Source organism: Phenylobacterium sp. NIBR 498073 (assembly GCF_027286305.1).
Lineage (GTDB): Bacteria > Pseudomonadota > Alphaproteobacteria > Caulobacterales > Caulobacteraceae > Phenylobacterium.
In genome coordinates, this window is sequence record NZ_CP114599.1 from 3,242,158 (window position 1) to 3,261,996 (window position 19,839).

Here is a 19,839-nt window from a genome sequence, read left to right on the forward strand (position 1 = left end):
CTGGCCAACAAAAGTCGAGCCACGTAGTAACCCGTCTTTAGATGTCTGCCTGGTAGTGAGAGATTTCACGCGTGAACAGTGATGGCGAGACAGTGGCGGTTTCAGACGTCGTAGCTGCAGAAGCAGCGCCAGCGAACGGCGCCAAGCCCGTCGGCCGTCGGCTTCGGCTATGTCTGGCCGCCTCGGGCGGTGGTCACGTCCGCCAGTTGCTCGACCTGGAAAGCATCTGGTCGAAGCACGACTATTTCTTCGTCACCGAGGACACTGCGCTCGGCGCGACCCTCGCCGAACGCCACCGCACGCACTTCGTCCCCCATGTCGCCGTCGGCCAGGCGCGACTGGGCGCGCCCTGGCGGATGGTCCGGGCCGGCGTCAGCAACTTCTTCCGCTCCGCTGCGATCATCGCGCGCGAACGCCCCGACGTCGTCATTTCGACCGGAGCCGGAGCGGTGTTCTTCGCGGTCGCCTGGGCCCGCCTGCGTGGCGCGCGGACCGTCGTCATCGACTCTTTCGCGCGCTTCGACCGCCCGTCGCTGTTCGCCAGGATCGCTGCCCCGATCGCCCACGACGTCGTGGTGCAGTCCAAGGCGCTGGCGCCGCATTTCCCCAAGGCCAGGGTGTTCGACCCCTTCCGGCTGCTGGACACCCCGCCGCCGCCCAAGAAGCCGCTGCTGTTCGCGACCGTCGGCGCCACCCTGCCGTTCGATCGCCTGGTTTCATCTGTCGCCGAACTCAAGGCGCGAGGCGACCTGGCCGAGGACGTCATCATCCAGACCGGGGTCGGCGCCCCGCGACCGCAGGGTGTCACCGCGGTGGAAACCCTGCCGTTCGACAAAATCCAGGAACTGCTCACCGACGCCGACATCGTGGTCTGTCATGGCGGAACCGGCTCGCTGATCACCGCGCTGCGACAAGGCTGCCGGGTGATCGCGTTCCCGCGGCTGCTGGAGAAGGGCGAGCACTACGACAATCACCAGGCCGAGATCACCAGTGCCTTCGCCGCGCGCGGTTTGATTGAGGTCGCCAACGACGCCGACGAACTCGCCCTGGCGATCGAGCGGATCAAATCCCGGCCGCCGGTGCTGGCCACCACCGATCCCAGCGAGTTGATGGACTATCTCGACGGCGTGCTCGACCAGGAACGCCGCAAGCGCAGGCCGCAAACACAAAGAGCGTGACGACCGTTCGGGCCGTCACGCTCTTCGATATTGCAACCGGTCGCTCCGGACCTGGGCATGGCGGCCGGGTCCGGAGCAGTCCGAGTGGGCTGGCTTAGAGTGCGAACTCCGAGCCATCCAGGCTGTGAACGCCCGTCAGCTTGATGTGCAGGTCAGCCACCTTGTCGCCATTCATATCGCCGTAGACGTGAGTTTCGCCCTTGGTGACCTCGTAGCGAAGTTGGCCGGCCTGGCCGCTGAACGCCTTGGTCCCGATGAAGGCGAACTTGTCGTTCGCCGCCGTATTGGTGTTGGCGTCCAGCTCGCTGAGCAGGATCTTGTCGCCCTGCGCCTTCGAGAAGTCGGTGATCGTATCGGTCGCCGCCAGGTCGGCCGGGCGGAACGCGAAGCTGTCAGCGCCAGCGCCGCCGGTCAGGGTGTCGGCGCCGGAGCCGCCGTCCAGGCGGTCGTTGCCGGCTCCGCCGATCAGAACGTCGTCACCGTCGAGGCCGTTGAGCGTGTCGTTGCCATTGCCGCCTTCGAGACGGTCAGCGCCGGCGTCGCCCAGCAGACGGTCATTGCCGTCGCCGCCCGACAGGGTGTCGTTGCCTTCACGACCGCGCAGGATGTCATCACCACCCATGCCCGACAGGCTGTCGGCCTTGGTGGTGCCGGTGATGTCGTTGGCCAGCGCGTTGCCGGTGCCCGACGTGGCGCCCTCCCAGAGCCTTAGGTTCTCGACGTTGTCGGCCAGCGTGTGATTGACGTAGGCATAGACCTGGTCGACGCCGCCGTTCGCGGACTCGACGACCTTATCGTCGGCGTCCTTGATCACGTAGGTGTCGTTGCCGGCCCCGCCGATCAGGACGTTGGCGCCCTTGCCGCCGGTCAGCACGTCGTTACCGGCGCCGCCTTCCAGTTGCATGTTCTCCTTGCCGTTGACCGTCAGACGGTCGGCGCCCGAGGTGCCCTTGACCACCGTCAGCGAACCATTGCCCTCGCCCGGACCGGGATCCGGCGTCGGGTCGGGAGTCGGATCCGGCGTGGGATCCGGCGTCGGGGTCGGATCCGGGGTGGGGTCCGGGGTCGGGGTCGGATCCGGGGTGGGGTCCGGGGTCGGCTCAGGCTTCGGGTCCGGAGTCGGAGCGCCGCCCGGCAGCGGGAAGGTCGAGATGTCGCCAGCTTCACCTTCGTGCGCCTTGATCCACGCGTTGATCTTGGCGATGTCGGAGGCCGTCAGGGCGCTGATCTTGACGTTGCCGCTGTTGGCCGTCGTCGTCGTGCCCGACAGGATGAAGCTGCCCGCCTCGTTGTTGGTGACCTTGACGTTCGTCGAGTCGTTGATGCGGACCCACGACGTCATGTCGCCGTAGGGCGCGATGGTGTTGCCGTCGACGACCAGGCCGTTGGTGCTGGACACCATGATGCCGTTGTACATCCCGCCAGCGACCACGTTGTCGGTCACGGTCACGTTCTTATAGGCGTAGCCGGTCTGGTCGGTGATGAAGATGCCCTGGATGATGCCGCCTTCGCCGCGCGCAATCACGTTGCCGCTGACCACGATGTTCTCCGCCGACGAGGTGGCGCCGCGGGTCAGGAACTGGATGGCGTCCGGGTGGTCGCCGGTGGACGGGGCGAAGTCATGGAAGGAGTTATTGAGCACCTGCACGTTCGAGGTGCCCAGCGACATCACGCCGTCAGCGCGCATGTCGTGCATGTTGTTGCCTTCGATGCGCACGCCGTTGCTGTTCATCATGCTGACGCCGTGCGAGAGTTCTTGGAACTCCGAATTGGTCACCGTGACATTCGTGCTCCCACGAATGAGCATGGCGTTTTCATCATCGGCCGGGTTGTTGTTCAACGACCCATGGAAGTTCATGTTGTCGAACGAGATATTCTTGGAATTGTTGACCTGAGTGTTCCACACGGTCCACGGATTGCTGTAATCCATGTGCAGGTTCTCGAACGATAGGCCCTGGCTGTTGGCCACGGTCAGACCGGTCAAGGTCGCTGGATTACCTGCATCCTTCGAGGTGATGGTCACCTCGCCGTTGAAGACAATGCCGTTCAACGAGACATTGCCGTAATTACCGGCCGAAAGCAGGATCGTGTCGCCAGACTTAGCAGTCGTAAGAGCGGCACGCAGCGAATCTGCACTATTAACAGTAATATTAGTCACGTAGGGAGACCCTCACTATTGGTGGCAAAAGTCCGATACACTTGCGTGCACCAAAGCCACTGAATGTGAGCGTCTATCTACATACTCATATTGCACCCATCCAGGTGACGGAACGTCGCAACAAACCTGAAATGTCGCGCACTTAGACTGTCATATATCTGGATGTTGCCCGTCGATTCGCGTCCAGGCCATGTCCTGAATGGGGCGAAAACGGGGCAATCTCCAACTAATCTTCAGGTCTCCTTGGCGATAACCAAAAGAAAACCCGCCGCTGCGGGGGACGCAGCGGCGGGATGGTGTTCGAACCCGGTTTTCAGCTCGGTCAGAGCATGAAGTCGGCGCTCGTGAGCTTGGTGACACCCACGACGTTTATCTCGAAGTCGGCGATGCGATCGCCATTCATGTCGCCGTAGACGTGCGCATCGCCGTTGATGACCTGGAACCGCAACTCGCCGGCCTTGCCGCTGAAGGCGCTCGAACCGATGAACGAGAATTTGTCGTTGGCGGAGGTCTTGAGGTTGGCGTCCAGCTCCGCAAGCAGGATGCGGTCGCCCTGCGCGGAGGAGAAGCCCTCGATCCTGTCCACATCGACCAGGTCCCACGGACGGTAGACGAAGCTGTCGGCCCCCGAGCCGCCAACCATGGTGTCGGCTCCGGGCCCGCCTTCAAATCGGTTGCTGCCGGCGCCGCCGATCAGGATGTCGTTGCCCTCGCCGCCGTACAGGCTGTCATTGCCCGCGCCGCCGTCGAGGCGGTCGCCGCCCGCTTCGCCGAAGAGCTTGTCCGCGCCGTCGCCGCCGACGAGCGTGTCGTTGCCGTCGCGACCACGCAAATCGTCGTCGCCGCCCAGGCCCGACAGACTGTCGGCCTGGCCCGTGCCGACGATGCTGTTGGCCAGATCGTTGCCGACGCCGACGGTGGCGCCTTCCTGCAGCCTCAGCGTCTCGACGTTGGCGGCCAGCGTGTGATTGACGTAGGCATAGACGACATCGGCCCCACCGCCCGCGGCCTCAACGATCCTGTCGTCGCTGTCGCGGATGATGTAGGAGTCGTTGCCGGCGCCGCCGATGAGCGTGTTGACTCCCGCCCCGCCGGTCAGCGTGTCGTTGCCCGCGCCGCCCTCAAGCTGCATGTTGGCCTTGCCGCTGACGGTCAGGCGATCGTCGCCAGCCGTGCCGGTCAGCACGATCACCTCGCCTTTGATCGGGTCCGGATTGGACACGATCGGCTCGGTCGGCGTGGTCGGGACCGTCGGCGCGGTCGGAGTCGTGGGCGCGGTCGGAACCGTCGGAGACGTCGGATTCGTGGGCACGGTCGGGACCGTCGGCGCGGTCGGTTCGACCGGCGCGGCCGCACCGTCCAGCATACCCACCAGCGTGCTGGAAATGTCCGTGTTCGCGGCCAACCAGGTTTTCAGGTTCGCGACCTGCTCGTCGGTGAGCGCCGAAAGGACGATGTCGCCCGACTGCGTCAGATTGGTGTTGTTCTGCAGGACATAGGATCCCGCCTGATTGTTGCTCAGCTGAGCGTTCGTCGAATCGACCACGCGGATCCAGGACTTCTGGTCGCTGTACGAGGCCACGACATTCCCATCGATGACCACGTTGTTGGCCAGCGCGACCATGATGCCGTTGTACATCCCGCCAGTGACGACGTTGTCGGTGATGGTGACCCGCTCGTAGCCGATGCCGATCTGGTCGGTGACGAACACGCCCTGGATGACGCCGCCCTCACCGCGGGTGATCAGATTGCCGCTGACCAGGATGTCGTGGGCCTTTTCGGTCGTGCCCCGGGTCAGGAACTGGATAGCGTCAGGATGATCGCCGTCCGACGGGTAGAAGTCGGTGAACACGTTGTCGACGATCTGGACGTTCGACGTTCCCGCCCCCATCACCCCGTCGGAGCGCAGGTCATGGAAGCTGTTACCCTCGATGCGCACGCCGCTGCCGCCCATCATGCTGACGGCGTGGGAGAACTCCTGGAATTCCGAGCCCGTAATCTTGACGCCTTCGCTGTTGCGGATCAGCAGCGCGTTCTGGTCGTCAGCCGGGTTGTTGTTCAGCGAACCATGGAAATCGAGATTGTTCAGCTCGATGTTCTTCGAGTTGACGATCTGAGCGTTCCAGACCGTCCACGGCGAACTGAAGTCCATGTGCAGGTTCTGGAAGGACAGGTTCTCGCTGCCCGTCACCACCAGGCCGGTGAAGGTCGCCGGGTTGCCTGGATCCTTAGAGGCGATCGTTACCGTGCCATCAAACACCAGGTTCTTGATCTGGACGTTCGAGTAGTTCCCAGCCTCAAGAAGGATCGTATCCCCAGCCTTCGCGGAATTAAGCGCCGCGGTCAGGGTTTGAGCGCTATTCGCCGTGAGTATCACGATATCTCTCCGCCACCAGATCCGCACACGGCCATGTATTGCCGAGTAGGGGATGCCCCGTTGTGGACTTACGAGTAGCAAACGACGGCTTGAACCGACCTTAATCAGTTAGGTTAATTGAAGTATAACATAAACATCCGGAAACCATGTCTTCGGGACTAGACAGGCACGCCAAGTTTCGCCGCGTCGACGCGCAGCGTAGGGGCCCGATTTGGAGGGTTTCGACCTAGGTCTGCTGGGCGGCCAATCGGCCCGCGCGCCGATGGCGACGATAGACGTCGAGGGCCGGCCGCTCGACCAGATGCCAGGATAGCGCCGCCAGCGGAACCGTCGCGGCCATGGTGACCGCGGTCAACGCCAGGTGCGACGACATCGGCCAGAAGGCGTGGATCAGGACCATCACCGGATAGCCGTAGATGTACATGCCATAGCTGTAGTCCGGCCACGTCGCCGCGAAGACCCTGCGTTGGGCGGTCAGCAGCCCCAGGCAGAGCACCGCATAGCCGATCAGCAGCGCCCGCATGTGCAGACCGACGCCCAGGACTTGTGCGGCGAGCGTAGCGAGAAACAGCGCCCCCAGCGCCCACCAGGAGAGCGGGATGCGCTCCCGGAAAAGGTAGGCGGCGATCCCCATGGCGAAGGCCGCCCACAGCCGGTCGAAGGTATCGATCAGATAGACCGCGCCGTCGCCGGCCAGGCTGCGCGCGAGCTCCTGCACCTGCGGAATGTCCCAGACCAGTACGCCGATCAGGCTGAGCGGCAGCACCGCCCACTTCATGATCGTGGGCCGCGCCAGCCCCAGCACGCCCAGCAGCGCCAGGACCGCATAGCAACGGACCTCCCAGGGCAAGGTCCAGAGCGAGCCGTTGAGCACGCAGGCCTCTCCACCGCACTCCACGCCGGTCAGGCGGTAGGAGGCCACCGTGAAGGTCAGGTTGCTCAGAATGAAGCGCGCCGTATCGCCGCCGAGATAGCTCCCCGGCGGGGCCGACGTGAAGAAGGCGCCGGCCAAGACAGTTAAAAGCACGCAGAGCGCCAGCCCCGGCCAGAGACGCACGAAGCGCGCGGTCAGGAAACGCACCGAACTGCGCAGCCGCAGCAGGCTTGGGTAGACGAGAAATCCGCTGAGGAAGAAGAACCCGTCGACCGCGTAGGCCGAAATCGGCGCCCCCAGAATTCCGCTGAGGTCGTCGGCGTTCCTCACCCCGAAGACCGTAAAGTAGCAATGCGTGTAGATGACCGAGGTCGCCAGCAACAGCCTCACCGCAGTGAAGTTGTTGGCGTCGGCGTCCAGACGCTCGTCAGTGACCCGCATAGCGCGCCCCCTCCAGCTGGCCTGACCTCGTTGGGTGATCCGCGTTCGATGTTAGTGCATGGCTGGCCATGACGCCACGGTTTGGGCGCCTACCAAACTCAAAGTAGGATCATTTGACAAAATTGGAGTGCTAGTTGCAAAGGTGGGCCCAGCAGGGGAATTGCTTTTGCAGTCGATTAGGTGGGGAATATTCGGGACCGGTCCAGTCGCCGAGAAGTTTGTGCTGGCGCTCAAGAGCCTGCCCGGGGCGTCCGTTGAACTCGTGGTGTCGCGGACCGCAAGCAAGGCCGGGGCGTTCGCCCAGCGCCATGGGATTCCGATCGTTCGCACGCAGTACGTTCTGGAGCCGAGCGATCCAGTCGACATCGTCTATATCGCCACGCCGCCCAGCGAGCACCTAGCCCACGCCCTCGCCGCGATCGCGGCGGGCAAGGGCGTCCTGATCGAGAAGCCTTTCGCGGCCAGTCGGGCCGACGCGGCGCGCATTCTTGAGGCTGCACGCGCTGCAGGCGTCTTCTGCATGGAGGCGATGTGGACCCGCTTTCTTCCAGCGCTCACCAAGGCCCGGCGCCTGCTTGCAGACGGCGCAATCGGCGAGGTGCGCAGCCTCTGGGCCAGCTTCGCGGTGTCTCAGCGGGTTGAGCCCGCCAGCTCCCTCTTCAGCAAGGCGAGTGGCGGCGGGGCGCTTGCGCATCGGGGCGTCTATCCGGTCTCCCTCGCGCTCGACCTCCTGGGCCCGGCGCAACTCGGCGCCGCCGCCGCTCGGATCGGCGAAACCGGCGTCGACGAGGATGTCTCGGCGACATTGATCCACTCGTGCGGGGCGGTGTCGCATGTTCACGCCGGGCTTCGCAGCCAGGCGGACAACACCCTTGTGATCCTGGGCGACCACGGCCGCCTCGCCTTTCAAGGCCCGATCTACCGCCCCACGGGCATCGTGATCACTCGGTTCCAGCCGCGCGGCCCGGAGCAATTCCGAGGGGGTTTGATCTCTCGACTTAAGGAGACGTCGGCGGCGCAAGTCACGCGGACGCACCTGGCTTCGCTGCTCGCCCGGCCTCGCGTGCACGCCGCGCCCTATGCGGGCAACGGCTATGGGCACGAGGCCCTGGCGGCCATGGAGGCGATGCGTGCAGGCGAGTTGGAGCACACCGGCATGTCGCACGCCGATACGCTCGCCACGGCCGAACTCCTGGATCAAATTCGAGACAGCTGGCGCACGACAAGCCGCTCAGAGGGGAGCTAGCGATGCGGGTTGGGATCATCGGCTGCGGCTATGTGTTCGACCACTACTTGTCGACGTTCCGCAACCATCGCGGCCTTGAACTGGCCGGCGTCACGGACATCGATCGGCCGCGCGCCGAACACGTCGGGCAAGCCTACGGCCTCAAGGTCTATGCTTCGAACGAAGAACTTCTCGCGGATAGTTCCATCGAACTGGTTCTGAACCTCACGAGCATCGAGAGCCACTACGAGGTCACGCGGGCCGCGCTCCTGGCCGGCAAGCATGTCTACAGCGAAAAGCCGTTCACGCCGGACCTGGCGAGCTCTCGGGAGCTAGTGGCCCTGGCCAGGGAACGAGGGCTCCACGTGTCGGGAGCGCCTTCCAACGCCATGTCCGACACGGTGCAGACCATGTGGCGGGCGCTGCGCGCCGGCGCAGTCGGCAAGGCCCGGGTGGTGTACGCCGAGTTCGACGACAATCCGGTCTACCTGATGCACCCCGAGACGTGGCGAAGCCGCACCGGGGCTCCCTGGCCCTACCAGCACGAGTACGAGGCCGGATGCACCTTTGAGCATGCCGGCTACTATCTCAGCTGGCTTTGCGCGATGTTCGGGCCCGCCGAGCACGTTTCGGCGTTCTCCAGCTGCCTCGTGCCGGACAAGGCGCCGGGCGTGCATCTCGATCCGCCGGATACGCCGGACTTCTCGGTGGCCTGCATCACGTTCCGCTCGGGCGTCGTGGCCCGCCTGACGATCAGCATCGTCGCAACCTTCGACCAGCGGATGCGTATCATCGGCGACGAGGGCGAGCTGTCGGTGAACACCTATCGCGACTACTACTGCCCAGTGCGGCTCGAACGCTATTCCGGCCTCTCCCTCAATGCGCGCAAGGCGCGCTGGGTGCGCGAGAATTCGCTCCTGCAAATGCTTCTGGGCGTCGGAGGACGTTCGGTCCCATTGCTGTCCAGCGGCCTGCGGCCCTCGTGGCTCCGGCGCTGGAAGAACCCGATCGCGGCGCTCAAGCGCATGCAGCTCGGCCAACAGGACAAGAGCGTGGGCGTCGCCGAAATGGCGGCGGCGATCGAGGCCGGGCGCGAACCGTGGCTGAGCGCCGATTTCGTGCTGCACGTGACCGAGCTGACGCTCGCCATTTCGGCTGCGCGAGAGGGCAAGGTCACTCGCCTGGAGACCACCTTCAAGCCGCTTGAACCGCTGGACTTCGCCGCCGACGAACGCCCCCTCAAGCTGCACCTGAAGCCCGGGCTGGCGGCCCGCCTTGTGGAACCGATCCTGATCCGAATGCACGGCTAGAGCGGCGTCCCACCTGACTGCATCTCGCGGGATTCCGAGGAGCGATCCAAATGAGCATCTCAGCCACATGCGCGACCATCCTCGGCGTGCTCGCCGCCGCCAAGGGCGGTGAGACCATCACGCTGAAAGGCGATTGCGCCAGGATCACGATCACGCGGAGCTATTCGCGGCCGGTGACCATACAGGCTGACGGCGCCAAGGTTCGCGGCCTGGTCGTCACGGGGGGCCAGAACATCTCCTGGCGCGGCGGAGCCATTTCGGCGCCGCAGGGCCCGCATGGCTCCGGGCGCGACGGCTACGGCGTTCTCATCCGCGACGCCGCCAAGGTGTCGATCACCGGCGCGCTGATCACCAGCGCCAAGAAAGGCGTTGTGCTGGACGGCGCCAGGGAGGTGACGCTCAACGACAATCGCTTCCAGCACTACGGCGAGGACGGGGTCATCGCGTCAAATACCAAGGGCCTGACGATCCTGCGGAACACCTTTGCCGATCAGATCGGCAAGCCCACCCAGTGCAATGTGGCCGGCAAGATCACCCTCGGGGTCAAACGGCGCGACTGCGTCGCGCTCGGCGGCGCCTGGGTGGACGGCTACCACAACGACGCCGTGCAGATGCGCAACGGCGTCGCCGACGCCGTGATCGCCTACAATCGGGTCGAGGGCGAGACCCAGGGCCTCACCCAGATGGACAAGGACGGCGATGCGCCGCTTGAGAACATCCGGATCGAGTTCAACACCATACAAACCGACGGCTATCATCAGATCACCCTGGGCGACTGTAGGTCTTGTTCCATCCGCATGAACACCGTTCAGCGCGCCAAGGGCTCAACGAAGAAGGCGGTGATCCGCGCCCAGGCGGGCGCAATGGTCTGCGGCAACACCGTGCCGGACATGCCCTCGAGCGCCGGGCCGCGTTGCAACGACGCGCCGGCGGCCAAGTAGGCTCAGCGCCGCGGATTGCGGGCGGAAAGCAGCGACCTCGACTGGAGACGCCCTCGCCGCCGGCACGCGCCCCTATGTCAGCGTGATCGTGCCGCACTATGACGACCTCGCGTCGTTGGATCGCTGTCTTGCGGCGCTGCAGGCCCAGTCCTATCCAGCCGAACGCTTCGAGGTCATCGTCGCCGACAACATGTCGCCTGTGGGCGCCGAGGCGGTCGCCCAGCTCATCGGCGATCGCGCCCGACTGGTCAGCGTGGCCGAACGCGGCGCGGGCCCTGCCCGCAACGGCGGCGTGGCGGCCGCTTCGGGCGAGATCTACGCCTTCACCGACAGCGACTGCATTCCCGACTCCGAATGGCTTGCGGAAGGCGTTTCGGCGCTGGCGCGCAGCGACTTCGTCGGCGGCGGCATGCGCGTACTGGTCGGCGACACGAGGCGCGTCACGGCCGCCGAGGCGCTCGAGCTCGTCTTCGCGTTCGACAACCAGGCGTATGTCGAGCGCAAAGGGTTCACGGTCACCGCCAACCTGTTCTGCCCGGCGGCGGTGTTCGCTCAGGTCGGTGATTTCCGAGTCGGGGTGTCGGAAGATATCGAGTGGTCCCACCGCGCCCGCGACACCGGCTTCCGCATCGGCTACGCGCCGGCCGCGCTGGTCGCCCATCCTGCTCGCCGCGACTGGCGCGAGTTGTCGGCCAAATGGCGGCGAGTCCATTCGGAGATCTTCGGCATCGTCACGGCGCGCCCACGCGGCCGTGGACGTTGGCTGGCCCGCAGCCTTTTGCTGCCGCTCTCGGCGCTAGGTGTTTGGTCCCGAGGTCAAATGGACCAGGTCGAGCCTGAAGCGCTCCGGCGTCTCGACCCAGGCTTGGCAGATGGCTTCGTAGGGCGTGAGGCCGCGTAGGGTCTTCAGCCGCTTGGCGAAGCTGTAGGCGTCGAGGAAGGCGGCGAGGTGATCCTCGAGCTGCTGGTGGGTGTCGTAGTGGTGCCGCCGGACGGTAGCTTCCTTGAGGGTGCGGTTCATCCGCTCGACCTGGCCGCTGGTCCAGGGATGGTTGGGCTTGGTCAGGCGATGCTCGATGCCCAGCTCGTGGCATGTTCGGTCGAAAGGATGGCCGCGCCACATGGCCGTCGGGCCGGTTCGGTTCTTCGGCAGATCGGCGAACTGGATGCCGTTGTCCGTCAGCACGGTGTGGATCTGGCAGGGGACGGCTGCAAGGAGCTCTTCCAGGAACGCCCTGGCGGCCATGCCTGTGGCTCGCTTGACCAGTCGAGCGAAGGCGTACTTCGACGTCCGGTCCACGGCCACGAAGAGGTGCAGCTTGGCCTCCTCTGTGCGGATTCGGCGATGTCGATGTGGAAATAGCCCAGCGGGTAGCGCTTGAACGTCTTCTTGGCAGCCTTATCGCCCAGGGTCCCGGGCAGCCGGCTGATGCCGTGTCGCTGGAAGCAGGCAGGGCTGAGCGGGTGAGGTGCGGGATCGTCGCCTGGAGCGCGTACAGGCAGTCGTCCAGCGGCAGCAGCGCGTGCTTGCGGAAGGCGACCGCCACCGCCTCCTCTTCTGCGCTCATCACCGTCGAGCGAGGCGCCTTCGGTCCCCATCGGCGCGTCGTGGAGGAAGCTCCGCTTCCTCCACTTGGCTACGGTCTTGCGTTTGAGGCCGTACCTGGCGGCTAGCTCTTTGAGCGGAGCCTTCGATCGCTGTATCGCCGCTCGGATGGCGTACGTGGTCGTGGCGCCGCCGTGGAGTATCTGGCCCATAGCTCCTCCCGATGTGAGCACTCAGCTAAGCTGAGTCCCCCACACACCAGGACTAAACACCTAGGCTCCGGTCCGAGCCGCTACGTCGGGATTCTCGCGGGTCGCGCGGTAGACCATCGCCGTGACAATACCCATCAGCATGAAGATCAGCGGGTGATTGTCCTGCTGGCTGAACACCGACTTGATGACAATGAAGTTCACCAATGCGATGGCGGCGGGCATAAAGTAGCTAAGTTCGCCCTTGGGGGATCGGACCGCGTATTTCGCGGCATAATAGGTCGAGGCGACCAACATCCCGTAATAGACGACAAAACCGATCACGCCGTACTCTAGGCCGATAGTCAGATAGTAGGTGTCGATGGTCTGGATGCCGATCGGACTCAAGAAACCCAACGTGTCCCCGCCCGTCCCCGCGCCATGTCCCCAAGGCGCCTCGAGGATCTTGGGGATGCCCATTTCCCACTGCGTCCCGCGCGCCTCGGTGCTCGCCGCGCTGTCGCCGCCGCCCCAGACCATGTTGCGCAGCCGCCTGACAACCAGGGTCGCGGCGATGAACAGGGCGAAGATCGCCGGATACGCCAGCACGATGGCGGGCGCGAGCAGGCTGGCCTTGTCCGCCCGCCAGCGCAGCCAACTCCACAGTAGCAGATAGAGCATGAACGACAGCAGGAAGCCGACCATCCCCAGCCGTGAATCGGTGACGATCACGATGTAGAGCATCAACGGCATGGTCGCCGCCGCGGCGATACGCGTGGCGAGGTTCTTCCCGAACATCACGAAGTGGAGGATGAACGGGGCGGTCAACGCCAAGAACTCCGCCAGGCCGAGCGGCGTGGAGAAGGTGCTTTGTACGCGGTACTGACCGGTCGCCGAGCGGGAGCTCCCGGTCAGCGAACGGATCACGCTTTCGTCTTCGATTTTTAGGAAGTTGGGCACATACGCGCCCCAGGACGGGCGGCTGACCTTGTACTCAAGAAGCCCCATCAGACAGGCGATGATCGTCACCGCCCAGAGGATCAGGGCCCAGCGGTGCACGCGCCCAGGCTTGAGAAACACGAACGCGCTGGCGAAGTAGATCGCAGTCCAGGTCAGCTGCGAGTTCAGGACCCGCTGGATCGAAAGGTCCTTCGAACTGGAGAAGGCGATCGTGACGACCTGGATCAGGACAAAGCCGGCCAGCAGCTTGTAGACCTGCGGTGTGGCGTTCAGCGAGTCCTTCATCTGCGTTCGGAAATCCGGCGACATCGAGTAGCTGATGATGAGCACCAGGGTCATCGGGACGCCGACCAGCCGCATCAATGTTATCCAAGGCAGGCCCGGCAGCGCCACCGCCAGGTAATTCGGCCATAGGAACAGCACGATGAGGAAGGCGAAGCTGAGCCCGTACAGCGCTCCCGTCGGCGCAGTCTTGACGTCGGGCAGAGCCCAGACAGCGATCAGCGCAAGCAGAATGATCGGGATGACCAGCTGCTTGATCAGGAACGGCGTGGTGAGCCCGTAGAAGAAACCGAAGAACAGGCAAAAGGCCATGAACGCGAGCAGGAGCACCGCCTGCACCATGCGCCCCGGCCCTGGACGAGTGTAGGGCCTCAGGATAATCGGCCGCGAACCCCGGCCGTTATTGTCGCTGCGCGCCCACATCGGGCCTCTCCCAGTCGTTTTCAATCGCCGGCCCGCAGGTGCGCCGAAGCTAGGCGTTCACAACCTGACGCTCATGAATTAACATTCCTATCAGCGCTCGCTAAGTCGCGACGGTGCGCGACGGCGGATTTCCGGCGCTGGGCTGAGGGGCGAGTTGCGCCCCAGATTTAAGCATTTCTTAGGTATGCCAGGGCCCCATCTGGTCCGGACGGAGGCGGTACGCCTCCTGCGTCAATTTAGCCTCAGTGACCGCTGAGCTTCACACGCTATGGTCGGACGAGTTCAGCGGGGGCTGCGACCAGAATAGAGAAGACGCGAACCTCATGGCCGATATCCTGTGCGCTAGCGCCACCGAACTTACCGCTGCACTTGGCGCGGCCAAGGCCGGCGACAGAATCCTCCTCGAGGCGGGAAACTACTCTAACGTTCAACTGAGGAACCTCGTATTCGATGGCGAGGTGACGATAACGTCGAGGGATCCTGGCAATCCGGCGACCCTGACCGGACTTACGGTGACCAGCAGTCAGGGGCTGAACTTCAGCAACCTGCATATGGACTTCAGTTCGCCGTGGACGGTCTGGAATGCGCAGATCGTCAATTCCAAGAACATTACCCTGACCGGCCTCAATTTTCACGGGTCTCTGAACAACAACCCCGCTGACGACCAGAACGCGCTGCTGATCCGCAACAGCACCGGCGTCAAGGTGACCGGCTCGGAGTTCCAGGAGTTCTCCCACGCTGTCAGCTTGATGGGCGGCAGCGATGTGCGGGTCGAGAACAACAGCTTCCACGACTTGCGGTCGGACGGGGTGATGAGCGCCGGGACCTCGCGGGTCCAGGTCATCGGAAACGCTTTCACCGACTTCTTCCCGTCGAATGGCGATCACCCGGACGCCATCCAGTTCCTGACCCAAGGCACGACCGTCAAGGCGCAGGACATCCTGGTCAGCGGCAACCTGATCACGCGCGGCGCCGGCGGCGTCGTCCAAGGCGTGTTCGTCACCGACCAGATCGGCATCGGCTATGAGGGGGTCACCATCGCCGCCAACGTCGTCGTCGGCGGGATGTACAACGGCATCATGGTGGCCGGCGCAAACAACGTGGTCATCGACGGCAACCTGGTGGCCTCGTATGGCGACCAGAGGTCTTGGATCCGCGTCACGGAATCGACCAACACCCAGCTCAGCAACAATCAGGCGCCGAGCTACGTCCTTGAATCTAACGTCAACCTGAGCCAGTCGGGGAACGCGGTCATCCCGGCGCTGACGGACAACGGAGCCAACGCGCTCGCCCACTGGATCAAGGGCGGCGACGGCGATGACCAGCTCAGCGCCCGGATCGACGGCGGCAGCCGGATCGAGGGCGGGGCCGGCAACGACATCATCACCGGCCGCGAGTACGCTGACTATCTGCGTGGCGGCGACGGCGCAGACAGCATCTCAGGCGGCGGCGGCTTCGACGACATCAACGGCAACACCGGCGACGACACGCTCCACGGCGGTGCAGGCGACGACTGGGTGGCCGGCGGACAACACAACGACCTGCTGCTCGGCGGGGCGGGCTCCGACCTCGTGCTCGGAAATCTCGGCAACGACACGATTTACGGCGAAATCGGCGCAGACACCCTGCGCGGCGGCCAAAACAACGACGTCGTCATCGGCGGTGACGGCGACGACTGGCTGTCCGGGGACCTCGGCGACGACACCGTAACCGGCGGAGCCGGAGCCGATACCTTCCACATCTTCGGCCAAGCCGGCCTTGACCTAGTCACCGACTTCAACCGAGCCGAAGGCGACCGCGTCTTCGTCGGCGACGGCGCCCGCTACACGGTGAGCCAGGTCGGCGGCGACGTCGTCATCGACCTCGTGGGCGGCGCGCGCATGGTCCTGGCCAATGTCCAGATGTCGTCGCTTTCCGACGGGTGGATCGTCTCGGCCTGACGTTCAGGCCGCAACGTCTGATAGGGTGGCGCTCCGTCGCAGCGAACGGAGCGCACCATGCTGGAAATCCTGCTCTGGGCCCTCAGCGCGGACGCCGCGCCTAATCAAGCGCAGCACGCCGCGCCACCGCCCGAGCGCGTCGCCGAACTCAGACCGATCACGGTCCGTGACGCCCCAGCCCTGACCCTGGCGATGACCGCGGCCGGCCCTGGCGCGACCGTCGTTCTGGCGCCCGGCGACTACAGTCAGATCGCGCTCAGCGATCTCAGCTTCGCCACGCCGGTCACCCTGATCGCCCGGGATGCGCGAACCACCGGCTTCGTGCTGACCAACGTCGCAGGCCTGCGGATCATCGGCCTGGGCGTGGTGCTCGACCAGCCGGGCGCCGGCCGGCTCGCCGTGAACAACAGCCAGGATATCCAATTCAGCGAAGTGACAGCGCGCGGCCTGCGGACAGGCCAGGGCCTTGTCTTCACCAACTCGCGCAACGTGCGCGTGGAGAAGTCGTCCTTTTCAGGCTTTCGGAACGGGATCGTCCTCTCCGGCGGATCCGACGTGGCGATCGAGGGCAACACCTTCCGAGGGCTCGGGGCCGACGGCGTCACCAGCAATGGCGCCTCGCGGTTGCTGATCAAGGGCAACGACTTCGCCGACTTCGACCCGACGCCGGGAGCGCACCCAGACGCCATCCAGCTGTTCAGCCGCAACGCCACGGCCTCTGCCGAAGACATAACCATCGTCGACAACCGCATTCGCCGCGGCTCGGGCGGCATCATGCAGGGCATCTTCATAACCGACCAGACCGGAGCCCTGCCCTATCGCCGGGTGGTGATCCGCGACAATCTCATCGAGGGCTCGATGTACAACGGCATCGCCGTGGCGCACGCCGAGGACGTCGAAGTCTCGGGCAACACCGTCCAGCCCTACGAGGGCATGAACGCGCGCATCAGCCTCACCTACGTCACCCGCGGCCAGGTGTTCAAGAACCGCTACTGGAAGCTGCTCCAGAGCGACAACAAGAACCTCGCCGTCAAGGACCGGCCGAGCCTCAGCCCGATCCGGCCGCCGACCGCGCCCTAGATCAGCCGGCGGCTGGGCGGGGCGGCCTGCTCGGCGATGTCGAGCAGGTATTTGCCATAGGCGGTCTTCTCGAACAGCTTGCCGCGCACGCGCAGCTGGTCGCGGTCGATGAAGCCGTTGATGTAGGCGATCTCTTCGAGGCAGGCGATGTGCACGCCCTGGCGCTTCTGGACCGCGCGCACGAACTCCGACGCCTCGACCAGGCTCTCGTGCGTGCCGGTGTCGAGCCAGGCGTAGCCGCGCGACAGCTGCTCGACGAACAGGTCCCCGGCTTCCATGTACATGCGGTTGAGGTCGGTGATCTCGAGTTCGCCGCGGGCCGACGGGCGCACCCGCTTGGCGAATTCGACCACACGGTTGTCGTAGAAATAGAGACCGGTGACCGCTTGGCGCGACTTCGGCTCGGCGGGCTTTTCCTCCAGGCTGATCGCCCGGCCGGTGTCGTCCAGCTCGACCACGCCGTAGGCCTGGGGCTGGTCGACCTCGTACGAAAAGATCGTCGCCCCGTCCTCACGGTCCGCCGCGTTCTTCAGCAACCGGCTCATGCCCGCGCCGAAGAAAATGTTGTCGCCCAGCACCAGGGCGGCGCGGTCATCGCCGACGAAGCTCTCGCCGATCAGGAAGGCCTGGGCCAGACCCTCGGGCTTCGGCTGGATCGCGTACTCGATATTGAGCCCGAAGTTCGAGCCGTCCTCGAACAGCCGCCGGTAGTTGTCGATGTACTCGGGCGACGAGATGATCAGGATGTCCCGGATGCCGGCCAGCATGAGCACCGACAGCGGATAATAGATCATCGGCTTGTCGTAGATCGGCAGCAGTTGCTTGTTCACCGCCAGCGTCGCCGGATGCAGCCGGGTGCCCGAGCCGCCGGCCAGGATGATGCCCTTCATCTAAAGTCCTTGTTCCTGCGTGGCGGGAAGCAGCGCCTCGACAATATCTTCCACCACCGCCCGCCAGGGGCGCGGTTCGATCCCGTAGTCGGCCTGCAACTTGGCCGTATCCAGGCGTGAATTGGCCGGCCGGCGGGCCGGGGTCGGAAACTCAGCGGTGGTGATGGCTTCGAGCCGCGGCGCCGGGGCCCCGCGCGCCTGCGCCATTTCGAACACCGCCCGGGCCAGTTCGCACCAGGTCGCCTCGCCGGCGTTGACGAAGTGATAGGTGCCGGTCGGCGCCGACGGCTCGGCGATCATTCGGCCGGTTATCTTGAGCAGGGTCGCGGCGATGTCGGCGGCGCTGGTCGGGCAGCCGCGCTGGTCATCGACCACCCGCACCTCGGGCCGCGTCTGCGCCAGCCGCAGCATCGTCTTGATGAAGTTGGATCCATGCGGACTGACCACCCAGGCCGTACGCAGGATGAGATGGCGGCGATTGCCTGTTCGCACGGCCTGCTCGCCGGCCTCCTTCGAGCCGCCATAGACGCCCAGCGGCGCCACCGGGTCGGATTCGCGATAGGCGCCGTGCCGGGAGCCGTCGAACACATAGTCGGTCGAGACGTGGATCAGCGGAATCTGCGCGGCGGCGGTCGCCTGCGCCAGGGCCGCAGGGCCAAGGGCGTTGGCCCGCCAGGCCTCGACCACCTCGCTCTCGGCGCGGTCGACCGCGGTATAGGCGCCGCAGTTGATCACCGCTGCCCAGGGCCGCGAGGCGACCATCGCCAGGATCGCATCGGGATCGCCCAGGCTCAACGCCGCGCTCGACGGCGCGACAATGTTCATCGTCGCCGGAGCCTGGCGGCGTATCTCGGTTCCGACCTGACCGCTGCCGCCGGTCAGCAGCACGGCCGCCGTTGCGGTCGAAGAAGTCATGCGCCGACGGTCTTCAGGCCCAGCCGTTGGCCCACGTCGCTGCTCGCCAGGATCGGGGCCCACCAGGCATCGTTCTCGAGGTACCAACGGACGGTCTTCTCGATGCCGGTGTCGAAGCTTTCGGCTGCCCGCCAGCCGAGCTCCCGGTCGAGCTTGGTCGGGTCGATGGCGTAGCGGTGATCGTGGCCCGGCCGGTCGGCGACGAAACTGACCTGCTCCTTGTAGGACTTGCCGTCCCCGCGGGGCCGCAGGCGGTCGAGCGTCTCGCAGATCGCGTGCACCACCTGCAGGTTGGTGCGCTCGGCCCGCCCGCCGATGATGTAGCTCTCGCCCGGCGTACCGGCCTCGAACACCCGGGTCAGGGCCCGGGCGTGGTCATCGACATAGAGCCAGTCGCGGACATTGGCGCCCGCGCCGTAGACCGGCAGCGGCTCGCCCGCCAGGCACTTGACGATCATCAGCGGGATCAGCTTCTCGGGGAAGTGATACGGGCCGTAGTTGTTCGAGCAGTTGGTGACCAGCACCGGCAGGCCGTAGGTATGGTGCCAGGCCCGCACCAGGTGGTCCGATGAGGCCTTCGAGGCCGAATAGGGCGAGCGGGGGTCGTAGGCCGTCGTCTCAGTGAAGAAGCCGGTGTCGCCCAGCGAACCGAACACCTCGTCGGTCGAGATGTGGTGAAAGCGGAAGGCGTCCTGGGCCGCCCTGTCCAGGCCGCGCCAGTAGGCCAGCACCTCCGACAGCATTACGAAAGTGCCGACGATGTTGGTCTGGATGAACTCCGCCGGGCCGTCGATCGAACGGTCGACATGAGACTCAGCCGCCAAGTGGGTCACCACGTCCGGGCGGAAGTCGCGCAGGGCCGCGCGCACGGCGCCGCCGTCTGCGACATCGACCTTGCGGAACGAATAGCGGTTGTTCCCCGCCACGCCGTCCAGCGAACGCTCGTCCCCGGCATAGGTCAGCTTGTCGAGGTTCAGCACCTCGTGCTCGGTTTCGGCGATCAGGTGCCGGATCAGGGCCGAGCCGATGAAGCCGGCGCCGCCGGTGACAAGAATGCGCAAAACCTACTCCCCCAGAGATCGCTGGCGTCGAAGGCTACTCCATACCGCCT

The 19,839-nt window shown here is 65.1% G+C and carries 14 protein-coding genes and 1 pseudogene; 7 read left to right on the plus strand and 8 right to left on the minus strand.

Annotated features, from left to right (window positions below; all coding sequences use genetic code 11):
* The first annotated feature begins 71 nt into the window (after positions 1–71).
* The gene (locus tag O4N75_RS16265) at positions 72–1,178 is read left to right on the plus strand and encodes a glycosyltransferase (RefSeq protein WP_269626509.1); all 1,107 of its coding nucleotides are present in this window, start codon (positions 72–74) and stop codon (positions 1,176–1,178) included.
* A 94-nt stretch (positions 1,179–1,272) separates the two neighbouring features.
* Here O4N75_RS16265 and O4N75_RS16270 read toward each other — a convergent pair whose 3' ends face one another.
* From O4N75_RS16270 to O4N75_RS16280, 3 genes are all read right to left on the minus strand, one after another.
* Positions 1,273–3,336 (minus strand): right-handed parallel beta-helix repeat-containing protein, encoded by a 2,064-nt coding sequence (locus tag O4N75_RS16270; RefSeq protein ID WP_269626510.1) that lies wholly within the window; start codon positions 3,334–3,336, stop codon positions 1,273–1,275.
* 322 nt (positions 3,337–3,658) lie between these two features.
* Positions 3,659–5,740, minus strand: coding sequence for a right-handed parallel beta-helix repeat-containing protein (locus O4N75_RS16275; RefSeq protein ID WP_269626511.1), 2,082 nt, complete (start codon positions 5,738–5,740; stop codon positions 3,659–3,661).
* 199 nt (positions 5,741–5,939) lie between these two features.
* Positions 5,940–7,028, minus strand: coding sequence for an acyltransferase (locus O4N75_RS16280; protein WP_269626512.1), 1,089 nt, complete (start codon positions 7,026–7,028; stop codon positions 5,940–5,942).
* Between the two features lie 58 nt (positions 7,029–7,086).
* Between O4N75_RS16280 and O4N75_RS16285 the strand changes: the two genes are divergently transcribed.
* The 4 genes from O4N75_RS16285 to O4N75_RS16300 all read left to right on the plus strand — a co-directional run bounded on the left by O4N75_RS16285 (position 7,087) and on the right by O4N75_RS16300 (position 11,405).
* Positions 7,087–8,274 (plus strand): Gfo/Idh/MocA family oxidoreductase, encoded by a 1,188-nt coding sequence (locus O4N75_RS16285; protein WP_269626514.1) that lies wholly within the window; start codon positions 7,087–7,089, stop codon positions 8,272–8,274.
* 2 nt (positions 8,275–8,276) lie between these two features.
* Positions 8,277–9,563, plus strand: coding sequence for a Gfo/Idh/MocA family oxidoreductase (locus O4N75_RS16290; protein WP_269626515.1), 1,287 nt, complete (start codon positions 8,277–8,279; stop codon positions 9,561–9,563).
* Between the two features lie 50 nt (positions 9,564–9,613).
* A complete protein-coding gene (locus O4N75_RS16295) occupies positions 9,614–10,504 on the plus strand; it encodes a NosD domain-containing protein (RefSeq protein WP_269626516.1) in 891 nt (296 codons plus the stop codon).
* An 88-nt stretch (positions 10,505–10,592) separates the two neighbouring features.
* Positions 10,593–11,405, plus strand: coding sequence for a glycosyltransferase (locus tag O4N75_RS16300; RefSeq protein ID WP_269629385.1), 813 nt, complete (start codon positions 10,593–10,595; stop codon positions 11,403–11,405).
* On the opposite strand, the pseudogene O4N75_RS16305 reads toward O4N75_RS16300, so the two are convergent.
* Positions 11,301–12,262 (minus strand): annotated as a pseudogene (locus O4N75_RS16305) (IS481 family transposase). The gene O4N75_RS16300 and the pseudogene O4N75_RS16305 sit on opposite strands and share 105 nt — an antisense overlap.
* Before the next feature lie 60 nt (positions 12,263–12,322).
* A complete protein-coding gene (locus O4N75_RS16310; RefSeq protein ID WP_269626517.1) occupies positions 12,323–13,810 on the minus strand; it encodes an O-antigen ligase family protein in 1,488 nt (495 codons plus the stop codon).
* A 605-nt stretch (positions 13,811–14,415) separates the two neighbouring features.
* On the opposite strand from O4N75_RS16310, the gene O4N75_RS16315 reads away from it, so the two are divergent.
* Both O4N75_RS16315 and O4N75_RS16320 read left to right on the plus strand, forming a co-directional pair.
* Positions 14,416–15,843, plus strand: coding sequence for a right-handed parallel beta-helix repeat-containing protein (locus O4N75_RS16315; protein ID WP_269626518.1), 1,428 nt, complete (start codon positions 14,416–14,418; stop codon positions 15,841–15,843).
* 57 nt (positions 15,844–15,900) lie between these two features.
* A complete protein-coding gene (locus tag O4N75_RS16320) occupies positions 15,901–16,923 on the plus strand; it encodes a right-handed parallel beta-helix repeat-containing protein (protein ID WP_269626519.1) in 1,023 nt (340 codons plus the stop codon).
* Here O4N75_RS16320 and rfbA read toward each other — a convergent pair.
* The 3 genes from rfbA to rfbB are packed head-to-tail and all read right to left on the minus strand — an operon-like array spanning position 16,920 to position 19,789.
* Positions 16,920–17,813: a glucose-1-phosphate thymidylyltransferase RfbA gene (gene rfbA / locus O4N75_RS16325; RefSeq protein WP_269626520.1), complete on the minus strand. Its 894-nt coding sequence runs from the start codon at positions 17,811–17,813 to the stop codon at positions 16,920–16,922. The two genes, O4N75_RS16320 and rfbA, sit on opposite strands and share 4 nt — an antisense overlap.
* Positions 17,814–18,728 carry a dTDP-4-dehydrorhamnose reductase gene (gene rfbD / locus O4N75_RS16330; protein WP_269626521.1) on the minus strand — a complete coding sequence of 305 codons (915 nt, stop codon included), beginning with the start codon at positions 18,726–18,728 and terminating at the stop codon, positions 17,814–17,816.
* A complete protein-coding gene (rfbB, locus tag O4N75_RS16335) occupies positions 18,725–19,789 on the minus strand; it encodes a dTDP-glucose 4,6-dehydratase (RefSeq protein WP_269626522.1) in 1,065 nt (354 codons plus the stop codon). Before rfbB ends, rfbD begins: the two co-directional genes overlap by 4 nt.
* Positions 19,790–19,839 lie beyond the last annotated feature (50 nt).

Bases quoted from the DNA above. Each gene is read 5' to 3' on its own strand.
- rfbD (WP_269626521.1), bottom strand. From the start codon at position 18,728: ATGACTTCTTCGACCGCAACGGCGGCCGTGCTGCTGACCGGCGGCAGC.
- O4N75_RS16280 (WP_269626512.1), bottom strand. From the start codon at position 7,028: ATGCGGGTCACTGACGAGCGTCTGGACGCCGACGCCAACAACTTCACT.
- rfbA (WP_269626520.1), bottom strand. From the start codon at position 17,813: ATGAAGGGCATCATCCTGGCCGGCGGCTCGGGCACCCGGCTGCATCCG.
- O4N75_RS16290 (WP_269626515.1), top strand. From the start codon at position 8,277: ATGCGGGTTGGGATCATCGGCTGCGGCTATGTGTTCGACCACTACTTG.
- O4N75_RS16320 (WP_269626519.1), top strand. From the start codon at position 15,901: ATGCTGGAAATCCTGCTCTGGGCCCTCAGCGCGGACGCCGCGCCTAAT.
- O4N75_RS16295 (WP_269626516.1), top strand. From the start codon at position 9,614: ATGAGCATCTCAGCCACATGCGCGACCATCCTCGGCGTGCTCGCCGCC.
- O4N75_RS16285 (WP_269626514.1), top strand. From the start codon at position 7,087: ATGGCTGGCCATGACGCCACGGTTTGGGCGCCTACCAAACTCAAAGTA.